The sequence below is a fragment of the Aquaspirillum soli genome (genome assembly GCF_054781915.1).
Genome location: NZ_BAAGTM010000015.1, coordinates 1 through 13,336, shown reverse-complemented (window position 1 = coordinate 13,336; position 13,336 = coordinate 1). Strand labels below are relative to the sequence as shown.

The following is a 13,336-nucleotide window of genomic DNA, read 5'->3' as shown; positions in this document are numbered from 1 at the left end:
AGTGCACCATTTTGTGGTGTTTTTAGTTCACTATGCGCCTGCTTTTTGCGCAGCGCGGTCTTTATTGTATGAGGTTTTCTATGACTGAAAGCGTCCGTCCAGCCCCTTCGGCTAACGAACCCCAAACTCATCTCCATGAGCATTTACTGGTGGGCTTAGATTGGCTAGATCAGGGTCTGACGCTGTTCGATACAGATCTACGCTTAATGGCGTGGAATCGTCGCTTTTTACAGCTTTTAGACTTCCCCGAGTCGCTGCCAAAAGTGGGAACACCGTTTGAAGCGTTTATTCGTCATAACGCACTGCATGGAGAATATGGCGAAGGCGATGCTGAACAGCGGGTGCGGCTGATTGTGGAGCAAGCACGGGCAGTATTAACCGATCAAACCGAATGGGTGCGGCCAAATGGGCGTATTTTGAAGCTACATGGCGAGTTTTTGCCCGAACTTGGTTACATCACGTTATATACCGACATCACAGAACAGCGCGCTTTAGAGCAAGTGGTACAACAACATCATGCTCAACTCGAAGACAGTGTGCGGCGGCGAACGGCTGAACTTGAAGCGGCCAATGCGCGCTTGCGCGAAGCCAGTGAAATCAACAGTCAAATGACTGCTGCATTGCAACGCAGTGAGGAACGATTGCGGCTGATGACCGATACCATTCCGGCTCTGATTGCCTATTTTGACCATGAACAAGTCTATCGCTATGCCAATCGCGGCTACGCTGATTGGTTTGGTCGCCGTAATGAGCACATCGTAGGCCACCATATCGAAGCGGCGCTCGGGATTAAGTTCTATGCCGCCGTCAAAAGTTATGTTGAACAGGCGCTGACTGGGGAGCGCGTCACGTATGAATATTCGATGGAAAAAGAGGACGGCAGCACCATTTTTGCCCGCAGCACCTTGGTGCCCGAGGTCTCACCAGAGGGGAAGGTGTTAGGGTGTTTTGTGCTGTCATTTGACATTACTGAGCAAAAACATACACAAGCTGCCTTGGTTCAAGCGCAGAAAATGGAAGCCGTGGGGCAACTGGCCGGTGGGCTGGCGCACGACTTTAACAATATGTTGACGGTGGTGATTGGTAACTTGGCCGAGTTACAAAATCGTTGTGGGCAAGACCCACAAGTGACCGAATTTTTAGAGCCTGCGCTCCATGCTGCCGAGCGCGGCGTCGAGCTGATTAAGCGTTTATTGTCTTTCTCGCGACAACAGCCACTCGAACCCAAAACCGTACAAATCGGCGGTTTGATTCTTGGCATGATGAAATTATTGCGGCGTTCGTTGCCGGAAAATATCACCATGAACACGGCACTGGGTGAGACACCGCTATATGCCACGGTTGACCCGCATCAACTGGAAAGCGCCATCCTTAATTTGGTGCTCAATGCCCGTGATGCGATGCCTGAAGGTGGCGAATTGTTAATTGAAGCTACTCGCCATCCACTGACCGAAGAAGAAGCGCAAGATTGCCAGATGCAGGTGGGGGAATATATCCGCATTTCGGTGCGTGATAACGGCACTGGGATAGACCCCACCATCCAAATGCGCGTGTTCGAGCCCTTTTTTACGACCAAGCGTTTTGGCTCGGGCAGTGGCTTGGGGCTGGCGATGGTGTATGGTTTTGTGCAGCAATCTGGCGGCGGTATTCGCCTCGATAGCCAATTGGGCAAAGGCACGGTGGTATCGCTGTTCTTGCCTTGCGCTGATGAGGAGTCGGTGCCGACTGGACGCTTGAATTTCAGCGGTCGGGCGGGTGGCCGTGACAAACCTTTGGTGCTGTTAACCGAGGACGATCCTGAAGTGCGGCGGATTGTGCGTTTGCAACTGACTGGCTTGGGCTATCCTGTCCTTGAGGCAGAAAATGGTGATGAAGCCGCCGCAATGGTGGAAAATATCGCTGAAATTGGTCTGCTGCTGTCAGATGTGGTGATGCCCGGCCAACTGAATGGCCGCACCTTGGCAGATTTTGCGCGTCGTCATCGTCCGCATTTGCGGGTGGTGTTGATGAGTGGTCATGCGGCGGGTTCGAATGTCTCGCATCCCAGCTTGCAGGCTGTCCCTATTCTTGAAAAACCGTTTACCCAGGAGCAGTTATCACAGGTCCTGGATGAGGTAATAATGTGTCAACGACCCCTTTAACCGCTATGGAAACCACCACTCGACAGGAAAAATTGATTTTTCTGGTAGAAGACGATATGTCGGTGGCGCGTTTAATCGCCACCATCTTGCGCGACTATCAATTCAAGTGCGAGTGTTTCCGCACCGGCAGCGAACTGTTCCGCCGCTTACGGACGGCGACCCCCGATTTGTGCATTATCGACCTCGGTTTGCCAGATATGGACGGCATGGAAATCGTGCGTCAGCTACGGGCGAAAACCCGCTGTGGCGTGATGATTTTGACCGGACGAGGTCATGTCGGAGATCGCGTCATGGGCTTGGAAATCGGCGCGGATGACTATGTAATGAAACCGTTTGAACCCCGCGAATTGGTGGCGCGTTTGCGAAGCATCCTGCGGCGTTGTGAACAAGCGGCAGAATTAGGGCCAGACAATACGCGAATTGCGTGTTTTTCTGGCTGGCGCTACGACCCCGAGAGCTATACCTTGTTTGCACCGGATGGCAGTAAAAAATCCATCAGTGCCAGCGAAGGGCAAATGCTACAGCGTTTTCTCGAGCGTCCAAACCGTGTGTTGCCGCGTGAACAATTACTCGGTCAAAACGATATGTCCCCGTTTGACCGCAGTATTGATGTGCGGATTTCGCGTTTGCGCCGTAAATTAGGCGATGACACCCACAATCCGCGCTTAATTAAAACCGTCTATGGCGCTGGCTATTTGTTTGTCAGTACCGTGACGTGGGAATAACTTCGTCCTCACGTTCTGCATCCAAACGCCGTACAAATTCGCCCAACTCGGTCATCAGTTTGTCTAAACGAGCGATAGAACGTGCAATCGAGGCGGTTTCGGATGATAAGGCGAGCGTGGCCTGACCAAAATCAGTGATGTCATGGCTAAAGGTATCGAAACCTGCCGATTGTGTTTTATTGGCTTCCGCTGCACGGCCTAACATACGGGCAATCTGTTGCGCGCCACGAATAATTTGTTCCAACCGCTGTTGTGCCTGTCGCGTATGTTCGGTGCCATCAGCCATCCGGCTAGAACCCTGTCGGATGGCGTTGAGGGCTGATTCTGTGCCGCTGGTGATGAGGTTAATGCGCTGAGTAATGTCTTGCGTTGCACCTTGGGTACGCTCGGCCAATTTGCGGACTTCATCGGCTACCACCGCAAAACCGCGCCCAGCTTCACCGGCGCGGGCCGCTTCAATCGCTGCATTTAAGGCCAGCAAATTCGTTTGTTCGGCAATCTCGTTAATCATTTCGATAATGCCGCGAATCTCGCTCGAACGCCGCCCTAATTCTTCAATTGCTTGCGAAGACAATAAAATTGCCTGTTGTGCTTCATCAAGTCGATATACCGCTTGATTCATAATATTGCCGCCGTCCGTGGCTTCTTCTCCGGCTGAACGGGCGGTTTGTGCTGCTTCTTCGGATTGACCAGCGGTTTGGCCGGCAAGGGTGGACATTTGTTGTACGGTGACCACCATGCCTTGCGTGCGCGCACTTTGCGCCTCCATGGTTTGCACCATGAAATGCGTGGAATCTGCAATCTCTTTGCTTTCGCGGCTGGCCGAGCGCACCGAACGGGTTAATTGTGTCAGCATCTCGCTGACCTGTTGTCTGGCGGTTTCTGCTTGTTCGCGGGCAATTTCCAACTTGGCAAACCCACGGGTTTTTGCACTATCGAATGCCAAACTCAGCGCCAACACCACCAAAATCAGCCCAATCAGTGACTTTGCTTGCAGCTCTGGAATCCGCTCCACCGCAATCGGGCTATGGGGCAAGGCATCGGCTTGGCCGTGTAAAAATAAAAACAAACCAATGCAAAGAAAGCTCAACAGCGCCCAAATCATGCCGGCTCGCCGTCCTGACACAAAGGTGGCTGCGACCGGCACACAGGCATACCACACGATGCTGGTCGATAAAATGCCACCGTTGACATACACCATCCATGTCACCATGCCAAACATCACAGCACTGACGGCATAGCCCACAACGGTTACCGCACCACTGAGGCGTAAGAAAAACGCCATCACAAACATCAACGCCCCGCCTAATACAATCCCCCACCCCATCGCTGGATGCTGCAGTTTGAAATAGGACAAGGCAAAGAGAGGGGCAATCGTGCCAGCTAAAAGTGCCACGCCCACAGTGGTGCGGGCGCGGATCATTTGTTCGGGTTGTTGCCGTATGTGTTCTGGGATAAACCATTCTGTCGGTGATGGGCGTTGCTGCATACGATGTTTTCCTCTCGTTATTAGTATGGGGTGTTGCCTAATGCGTTATTTCACTCGACGGTGAATTGAGGGGTTCAAACGTATGTTTTATTTTGTTTTGCGTCAAGCGTTGGGCGATAAATATTTGTAAAGACAGGGATTTGCTGCTTTGCAAAAAATCCCAATAGCTTTTTTTGCTGGGGGTTGGGTCATGCTAAAAAAATAATTTGTCCTGCCAATCTCACGCGGTTTGCGTGCGGCAATGAAACTTGCCGGTGAAAGTTGTCGCCTAAGCTGGCGGTTCTGTTGCAAAATCAACAATTGCAATCTGTTTTTGTTAGCCTGTGTTTTTCGACTGAATATTGAAAAGGAACTGTGATGTCTGCTGCGATCACCCGCGCCACCTTTGATGAAGTGATGTTTCCCAACTATGCCCCTGCCGCCTTTATTCCGGTGCGCGGGCGTGGCGCGCGTCTGTGGGATCAAGCAGGGCGTGAATTTGTGGATTTTGCCGGCGGCATTGCAGTGAACTCTCTTGGCCATTGCCACCCCGCTTTAGTCGAGGCCTTAACAGAACAAGCACAACAGTTATGGCATGTCTCGAATGTGATGACTAACGAACCGGCGCTGCGTTTAGCCAGCAAATTGGTGGCGGCGACCTTTGCTGAAAAAGTGTTTTTCTGCAATTCCGGTGCCGAGGCAAACGAAGCTGCTTTGAAATTGGCGCGTAAATATGCCCACGACCATTTTGGGCCACATAAGCACCATATTGTCTCTACCCTCAATTCATTTCATGGCCGAACCTTATTCACGGTCTCGACCGGTGGACAGCCAAAGTATGTTGAAGGATTCGCCCCTGCCCCATCTGGCATTGAGCACATTCCTTATAACGACATTGTCGCGCTCGAAGCCGCCGTCAACGACAATACCTGCGCCATTATTGTGGAGCCGGTGCAGGGTGAAGGCGGTGTTTTGCCAGCCCAGCGTGAATTTTTAGCAGCTGCCCGTGAAATTGCCGACCGTCATCAGGCTTTGCTGATTTTTGATGAGGTGCAAACAGGGATGGGGCGTTCAGGCTCGTTGTTCGCCTATATGGAATATGGCGTGACTCCCGATATTTTGTCCTCGGCTAAGTCGTTGGGCGGTGGTTTCCCGATTGGGGCCATTTTAAGTACCGCAAAAGTGGCGGCCAGTTTTGGCGTGGGCTCGCACGGTACTACCTATGGCGGCAATCCTTTGGCATGTGCCGTAGCAGAACGGGTGTTGGATGTAATCAATACCCCGTCCACTCTCGCCGGTGTGAAAGCCAAACATCAGCGTTTAGTGGCGGGGCTGGAAGCGTTAAATACCCGTTATCAAGTCTTTGCCGAAGTGCGCGGTTTGGGGCTGTTGTTGGGGGCGGTGATGAATGAGCGTTATCAAAATCAAGCCAAAGCCCTGATGCAAGCAGCAGAAGAAGAATTGTTGATTGTGTTGGTGGCGGGGATGAATGTGTTGCGTTTTGCCCCTTCGCTGGTGATTGACGATGCCGACATTGATGAAGGCTTAGCACGCTTGGATCGTGCATTGGCTCGTTTTGTGGCTCAACAAGGGTAATGCGATGATCATTCGCCCGGTACGGGTGTCCGACCTGCCTGCTATCGAACGCATGGCTCACGATAGTGGGGTGGGCGTCACCAATCTTCCCGATCAAAGAGATACCTTATTCGAACGCATTTGTTTATCTGTGCGTTCGTTTGAAACCGATGTGGCAACCTATGGCACCGAGTTTTATCAATTTGTGTTGGAGGATGAAGGCCGGTTGTGTGGGACGGCGGCGATTGCGGCGGCGGCTGGGTTTTCGGAGCCATTTTATAGCTATCGTAACGAAACCCTTATCCATGCCTCCGCCAGCTTGGATGTCCACAATAAAATTCACGCTTTAACGTTATGTCATGATTTATCTGGCGAAAGCCAGTTATGTGCCTTCTTTTTAGAACCTGCCTATCACGCCCATCCTTATGCGGCACAACTGTTGTCGCGAGCACGCTTATTGTTTATCGCACAACACCGCGAGCGTTTTGCGCGGCGTTTGATTGCAGAAATGGTGGGGTGGAGTGATGAAAAAGGGATATCACCATTTTGGGAAGCGATTGGGCGCAAGTTTTTCCATATGGATTACGCCCAAGCGCAGCATTTGGTTGCCACACGTAGTAAAACCTTTGTTGCTGAGTTAATGCCCAGCTATCCAATATATGTCAGTTTGTTACCTGATGCTGCCCAGCATGTGATTGGACAAATTCATCCTGATGCTGAATTACCGTGGTCGATTCTGATGGCAGAAGGTTTTGAAGATGAAGATTATTTGGCCATTTTTGATGGTGCCCCGACTTTGGTTGCACGCACCGATCATGTCCGTTCAATCGCAGCGGCAAAACGCTATTTTGTGCGTCAAGCCCCCCCCTCATCACCGCATTTCCAACCTTATCTCCTAGCTAACACGGCCACAGCCGAGTTTCGCGCCACCGTCACCGCCGGTATGGTCGAAGCCAATAAACTGTATCTCCCAGCAGAGACATGCGCGGCACTGGGGCTACGCGAGGGGGAAGTGGTGAGTGCTTTATCTGTGGATGAATCGTTATGTTAGTGCTGCGCCCAATTGCCGAAACCGATCTTGCCGTCTTGCTACGCTTTGCGGCAGCCGCAGGGGTGGGGGTGACTTCCTTGCCGGTGGATGAAACGCGTCTTGCTCAACGGATTACTGCATCACAGCGTGCGTTTGCCGGTAATAGTCCCTTGGCCGAAGCCGACTATTTATTCGTGCTAGAAGATCAATCGCGGCAACAAGTCTTGGGGATCAGCGCGATTCGTGGCGCGGTGGGTTTGGATGCGCCGTGTTATCACTATCGGATTGGCACGATGGTACACGCTTCCCCTGCTTTAGGGATTTGGAGCCAACACCAAAGTTTATTCCTATCAAATGACTACACCGGCTGTGCTGAATTGTGCTCACTGTATCTCGATCCGAGTGTCCGAGGCCAAGGGTTCGGTGCTTTGTTATCACGGGCGCGATTTTTGTTCATTGCACAATTTATCGACCGCTTTCCCTCTCGGGTGATTTCTGAATTGCGCGGCGTGTGTGATAGCCAAGGGCGTTCTCCCTTTTGGGAAGGCCTAGGCCGTCATTTTTTCCAAATTGAGTTTGCCGAAGCGGATCGTTTAACAGGACTCGGCCACAAAGCTTTTGTGGCAGAAATGATGCCGAAATATCCTGTTTATCTGGATTTTCTGCCTGCTGAAGCTCAAGCAGTGCTGGCGCAAACGCATCCCGATACGGTGTTAGCAGAAGCGCTGTTGCGTGATGAAGGGTTTGTGCAACAAGGCTACGTCGATATTTTTGATGGTGGGCCAACGCTGGTGGCTGCGACTGAGCACATTCGTACCATTGCTGCCAGTCGGTGTTATCAATTGCGGGTGGTTGAACAACTTGCTGCAACCGCTACGCCCTATCTTCTGAGCAATACGATGGATCAACAGTTTCGGGCGGTGCTTGCTTCGGCTGTCTGTTATCACGAGCGGCAAGAAATTGAGCTGACATCCGGTGTGGCTGCAGCGTTATTACGACAAGTGGGCGATACCGTGCGGGCCTGTCCAGTGCCTGTGCGGTGAAATAGATGTGATCACCAGCGCTGCGCCATTTCGGTGCAGTGCATCCTGAAATCATCCCACGGTTGTCTCCTACTCAAACTGTTTAAGATTCTCAACGATGATTTTGCAGACTTTACGTTGACCTTTCTCAAATTTGGCATGACGAAATAATTTTCGGCTTTCTTGGTCATGCTCTGCCCTTTTTATGCAATTTATGGAATATTTTTTCTGCTATGACAGAAAAAATGCCATTTTCTCTACAGCTATTGTTGGCCTTTTCGAGTAAAACAATAGGGTGACAGGGCTTTTCCTCGCGTTTAAAAAAATATTCACATTCTGCAGATTGCGTTGCAAAACAGTGCTGCGTTTCCCTGTTTTGGGGCATGTTTTATGCCAGATTATTGTGCGCTGCGACATTGCAAAATAGTGAAAAAATAGGGGAATTTTCCATAAAACTGCGCTAAGGTAGTGTAAAACCCCAGTCTGTTAGCGTAACTGCAGCAAATAATTTTTTTATTGCGTTGACAGGGTGGGCAGTCAAAACCATAATCCGCCCCATGCCGCTCAAGCGGTTTTTCAAATAAAAAAGACGGGGTCACGAGGTGTGTAATTTCTGACCTGTCCTTGCTTAACTTTGTTGCTCGACAAAGTTTAACCCCATGCAAAGGAGAGTTCCTGCTGTGGATATCTTTCTACAACAGATACTGAATGGGCTGGTGCTCGGCAGTATTTATGCGCTGATTGCGCTTGGGTACACCATGGTGTACGGCATTATGGGCTTGATCAATTTTGCCCATGGTGAAGTGACGATGATTGGTGCCATGGTAACGATTACCGTATTGGGTGTTTTAGCCAATGCCGGTGTTGATTTACCGGGGGCAGTGATGGTGTTGTTGGCCCTCATGGTGGCAATTCCGGTGTGTATGTTGCTGGGTTTCACCATCGAACGGGTCGCCTATCGGCCATTGCGTAATGCACCGCGCTTAGCACCGCTGATTACGGCGATTGGTCTATCGATTGTGTTGCAGAACTTGGCCATCTTAATTTGGGGTCGTAACTACATCCCATTCCCTCCCTTGTTGCCTCACGATAGCGTCAATATCTTTGGTGCCTCGATTACCGTGTTGCAAGTCGTCATTATCTTCTTGGCCATTGCCATCATGATTGGCTTGTTGCTGATGGTAGAAAAAACCAAGCTTGGCCGTGCCATGCGTGCTACCAGCCAAAACCCAGCGGTGGCTGGCTTGATGGGGGTCAATGTCAACACCGTGATTTCGATGACCTTTGTGATTGGCGCCGGTTTAGGCGCGATTGCTGGCGTGATGGTCGCGGCAAACTACGACCAAGCACACTCGCACATGGGCTTCTTGATTGGTCTGAAAGCGTTTACTGCTGCGGTGTTAGGTGGGATTGGCAACCTTGGTGGTGCCGTCGTGGGTGGCATTCTGTTAGGGGTGATTGAGTCGTTGGGCGCGGGTTATATCGGTGATTTAACCGGTGGTTTCCTCGGCAGCCACTATCAAGACATCTTTGCCTTTATGGTATTGATTTTAGTGTTGGTGTTCCGTCCGTCTGGTTTATTGGGCGAACGCGTGGCCGAACGTGCTTGATTGACTGGGAGACAGACAGATGACACAAGTCAACAAGGTAAAACAACTGGCCGTTTTCGGCTTGGCAGCGATTGGTTTGGCCTGCCTACCCTTTATTGTCGGCGGGACATTGGGGAATTCTTGGGTCCGTACCCTCGATTTTGCCCTGCTGTATATCATGCTGGCGTTGGGCCTGAATATCGTGGTCGGTTTTGCTGGCCTGCTTGATTTAGGGTTTATCGCTTTCTATGCGGTGGGGGCTTATACCTATGCGCTGCTCAACTCGCCACACTTCGGTATCTTCTTACCGTGGTGGACCATCTTACCCGTGGGAGCCTTTCTTGCTGCATGTGCGGGGATTATGTTGGGGACACCGGTATTAAAACTACGCGGTGACTACTTGGCGATTGTGACCTTAGGTTTTGGGGAAATTATTCGGATTTTTATGAATAACCTCAACGCACCAATCAACATTACCAACGGCCCACAAGGGGTGAATATGATCGCCCCTGTTGAAATTGCCGGCGTAAGCTTAGGTAAATCGATTGAGCTGTTTGGTACCAAAATTAACTCGGTGTATCTCTACTACTACTTGTTCCTGATTCTCTGCGTCTTAACCGTGATTGTGTGTTCGCGTTTGCAACACTCTCGCATCGGTCGGGCATGGGTGGCATTGCGTGAAGATGACATTGCAGCTTCTGCCATGGGGATTAACATTCGCAACATCAAACTGTTGGCTTTTGCCCTCGGTGCGGTGTTTGGTGGGATTGCCGGTGGTTTGTTTGCCAGCTTCCAAGGTTTCGTGTCACCAGAATCCTTCGGCTTGTTAGAGTCGATCATGGTGTTGGCGATGGTGGTCTTGGGCGGGATGGGGCATATTCCGGGTGTGATTTTGGGCGCGATTTTGCTGACCATTACCCCAGAATTGCTGCGTGATGTGATTGGCCCAGTCCAAATGGCTGTTTTTGGCAAAATGTTGATCGATCCAGAAAATGCACGGATGTTGTTGTTCGGTTTAGCGCTGATTTTGGTGATGTTGTTGCGTCCAGAAGGCCTGTGGCCGAATAAGCGTCGGGCAGCTGAGTTCCACGATGCCCTCGACGAAGATTTGCCTGCTGTTGATTCTCAGGCACGTCAAGAAGGAATCAAGGGGTAAATCATGGCAGAAGCACTACTTAAAATTGAAGGTATTCACAAACGCTTCGGTGGTCTGCATGCGCTCAACGATGTTGGGCTGACGATCAACAAAGGTGAGATTTACGGTTTGATTGGCCCGAATGGGGCGGGTAAAACCACTTTGTTTAACGTGCTAACCGGTCTGTATCAGCCTGATGAAGGGGTGTTTACTTTTAACGGTAAAGACCTGTTCTGCAAAAAACCGCATGTGATTGTGGAAGCAGGGATCGCTCGGACATTCCAAAATATCCGTCTGTTTGGTGAAATGACGGCTTTGGAAAATGTGATGGTCGGCCGTCATGTCCGTACTTTTGCTGGGGCGTTGGGTGCGATGTTGCGGGATAAAAAAACTCGCAACGAAGAAAAAGCCATCCGACAACGGGCGCGTGAGCTGTTGGCCTATGTTGGCATTTCCGAAGTGGCCAATGAGCGGGCAAAAAACCTCAGCTATGGTCACCAACGGCGTTTAGAGATTGCGCGTGCTTTGGCCACCGAGCCGACTTTGTTGGCCTTGGATGAGCCTGCTGCTGGCATGAACCCGCGTGAGACAGAAGACTTGCAGGTGTTGATGGAAAAAATCCGCGCCACCGGCGTCACGTTGTTGTTGATTGAACACGATGTGAAGTTAATGATGACTTTATGTGACCGGATTGCGGTGCTGGACTACGGTAAGAAAATTGCCGAAGGTTTGCCTGCCGAGGTGAAAAACAATCCTCGCGTGATCGAGGCCTATTTGGGAGCTGCCCACGCATGAGCCTGCTTGAAGTGAAAAAGCTTGAAGTTGCCTACGGTGGCATTCAAGCGGTAAAAGGGATCGACTTGCATATTGAGCAAGGCGAATTGGTGACGCTGATTGGTGCCAACGGTGCAGGTAAAACCACGACTTTGAAAACCTTAGTGGGTTTGGTCAAGCCTAAGTCAGGTTCGATTAGCTACGATGGCAACGACTGCACGAAAATTCCGGTGCATCATTTTGTGTCGAAAGGTTTGTCCTTGGTGCCCGAGGGCCGTGGTGTATTCTCACGCCTAACCGTCGAAGAAAACCTGCGGATGGGCGCGTTTTACCGCAACGACCCAAATGCTATCAACGCAGAAATCGAGCATGTTTACGAGCTCTTTCCTCGCTTGAAAGAACGCTATAAACAGTTGGCTGGGACGTTGTCGGGCGGGGAACAACAGATGTTAGCGATGGGACGTGCGATTTTGGCGAAACCCAAGCTGTTGTTGTTAGATGAACCTTCGATGGGTTTAGCACCGATTATCGTGCAAAAAATCTTTGAAATTGTGAAAATGATTTCTCAGCAGGGTGTGACCATTTTACTGGTTGAACAAAACGCGAAGTTGGCGTTAGAAGTCTCCGACCGAGGTTATGTGATGGAGTCCGGTAAAATTACTATGTCCGGCCCTGCACAAGAATTACTACACAGTGATGCGGTGAAAAAAGCCTATTTGGGCGAATAAACACCGACAACCGTTCACGAGACTTGTGCCACCCTGTGAGGGGTGGCATTTTTTTGTCTGGGTGGCGGATGGGGCCGGCAGCTAAGCCAAGGGTGGGCAGGTTTTTTTGTCCACTGCCGAAGTTATCGTTTGGTGCAGGTGTGATTTTTTTCTTGTGTTGTTGTTGTGGTGTTGCTATATTTAATGAATGTGCCGCGTTGTAGGAATAACTGCAATTAACGGCCCAGCTTTTTCGATCTTTAAAAAGTTGGTAACCCCCTCTAGAAGTCCTTGATTTGTAAGGAAAATTCAGAGCGAAGGGTAGTAATTCAGCCCTGTTGTTAAAGGGATTAAGACGGTGATTTCGCCACGTTCCACGAGGAGACCATAGTAGTAATTCAGCCCTGTTGTTAAAGGGATTAAGACAGAAACCACTGCAACCCATCTTGACTACTCATCTTTGTAGTAATTCAGCCCTGTTGTTAAAGGGATTAAGACACAAGCAGTAGCGCAAAATCCATATCGTTTATTAGTAGTAATTCAGCCCTGTTGTTAAAGGGATTAAGACACCAATTGCTATATGCCACCACAAATCGGTTGCATAGTAGTAATTCAGCCCTGTTGTTAAAGGGATTAAGACGGCCAGTACGATACCACCCCACGCTGGATCAATCTGTAGTAATTCAGCCCTGTTGTTAAAGGGATTAAGACTGTTACTTGCTTGCTGCAGTGCATGTGTTACATTAGTAGTAATTCAGCCCTGTTGTTAAAGGGATTAAGACGTAATGGCGCCGGATTTCCTCTTCCACTGCCTCCGTAGTAATTCAGCCCTGTTGTTAAAGGGATTAAGCCAAACAGCCCACCGCTTAATGGCCCGAATTGGGTGAGCAAAAACCCCGTGCCCACCCTACCGAAATAAAGATTTACACAATAAAAAAAGCCCGATTACGGGCTTTTTTTATTTCTATTTTGAATAAATTAAATCGTGTTATTTCTCAAAGATAAATCACCTTGCATTGCCGATTTAGGTGGGCACAAATCCTGTGCCCACCCTTGTATCTTGTCTCTTGTGGTGATTAGCTATCACCACCCGAATCCGTGGAAGCTTGAGCCCACCCTTAAGGCCAGACCTTGTTAAGTAGATTAAGCCCCCGGATTCACCTCATCGCC

10 protein-coding genes and 1 CRISPR repeat array are annotated in these 13,336 nt (G+C 50.2%); of the genes, 9 read left to right on the top strand and 1 reads right to left on the bottom strand.

Annotated features, from left to right (window positions below; translation table 11 throughout):
* The first annotated feature begins 80 nt into the window (after window positions 1-80).
* Window positions 81-2,141, top strand: coding sequence for a PAS-domain containing protein (locus ACYVJG_RS10975; RefSeq protein ID WP_460431087.1), 2,061 nt, complete (start codon window positions 81-83; stop codon window positions 2,139-2,141).
* Window positions 2,123-2,866, top strand: a complete 744-nt coding sequence (locus tag ACYVJG_RS10970) for a response regulator transcription factor (RefSeq protein ID WP_245556733.1) — start codon at window positions 2,123-2,125, stop codon at window positions 2,864-2,866. The genes ACYVJG_RS10975 and ACYVJG_RS10970 overlap by 19 nt, the downstream gene beginning before the upstream one ends.
* Here ACYVJG_RS10970 and ACYVJG_RS10965 read toward each other — a convergent pair.
* Window positions 2,844-4,355 carry a methyl-accepting chemotaxis protein gene (locus ACYVJG_RS10965; RefSeq protein ID WP_460431086.1) on the bottom strand — a complete coding sequence of 504 codons (1,512 nt, stop codon included), beginning with the start codon at window positions 4,353-4,355 and terminating at the stop codon, window positions 2,844-2,846. The two genes, ACYVJG_RS10970 and ACYVJG_RS10965, sit on opposite strands and share 23 nt — an antisense overlap.
* Before the next feature lie 357 nt (window positions 4,356-4,712).
* Between ACYVJG_RS10965 and ACYVJG_RS10960 the strand changes: the two genes are divergently transcribed.
* From ACYVJG_RS10960 to ACYVJG_RS10930, 7 genes are all read left to right on the top strand, one after another.
* Entirely contained in the window at window positions 4,713-5,930 is a 1,218-nt protein-coding gene (locus ACYVJG_RS10960; protein ID WP_460431085.1) for an aspartate aminotransferase family protein, read from the top strand.
* A 4-nt stretch (window positions 5,931-5,934) separates the two neighbouring features.
* The gene (locus ACYVJG_RS10955; RefSeq protein WP_460431084.1) at window positions 5,935-6,960 is read left to right on the top strand and encodes an arginine N-succinyltransferase; all 1,026 of its coding nucleotides are present in this window, start codon (window positions 5,935-5,937) and stop codon (window positions 6,958-6,960) included.
* Window positions 6,954-7,982: an arginine N-succinyltransferase gene (astA, locus tag ACYVJG_RS10950; RefSeq protein WP_460431083.1), complete on the top strand. Its 1,029-nt coding sequence runs from the start codon at window positions 6,954-6,956 to the stop codon at window positions 7,980-7,982. Before ACYVJG_RS10955 ends, astA begins: the two co-directional genes overlap by 7 nt.
* A 659-nt stretch (window positions 7,983-8,641) precedes the next feature.
* Complete coding sequence (locus tag ACYVJG_RS10945) at window positions 8,642-9,571, top strand: branched-chain amino acid ABC transporter permease (protein WP_460431082.1); 930 nt, start codon at window positions 8,642-8,644, stop codon at window positions 9,569-9,571.
* A 19-nt stretch (window positions 9,572-9,590) separates the two neighbouring features.
* Entirely contained in the window at window positions 9,591-10,706 is a 1,116-nt protein-coding gene (locus ACYVJG_RS10940; protein ID WP_022652542.1) for an ABC transporter permease subunit, read from the top strand.
* Window positions 10,707-10,709: 3 nt separating this feature from the next.
* On the top strand, window positions 10,710-11,480 hold the full coding sequence (locus tag ACYVJG_RS10935; RefSeq protein WP_460431081.1) for an ABC transporter ATP-binding protein: 771 nt from the start codon (window positions 10,710-10,712) through the stop codon (window positions 11,478-11,480).
* Window positions 11,477-12,187 (top strand): ABC transporter ATP-binding protein, encoded by a 711-nt coding sequence (locus tag ACYVJG_RS10930; protein ID WP_022652540.1) that lies wholly within the window; start codon window positions 11,477-11,479, stop codon window positions 12,185-12,187. The genes ACYVJG_RS10935 and ACYVJG_RS10930 overlap by 4 nt, the downstream gene beginning before the upstream one ends.
* A gap of 300 nt (window positions 12,188-12,487) precedes the next feature.
* Window positions 12,488-13,018: a CRISPR direct-repeat array (repeat unit 36 nt; unit sequence GTAGTAATTCAGCCCTGTTGTTAAAGGGATTAAGAC).
* Window positions 13,019-13,336 lie beyond the last annotated feature (318 nt).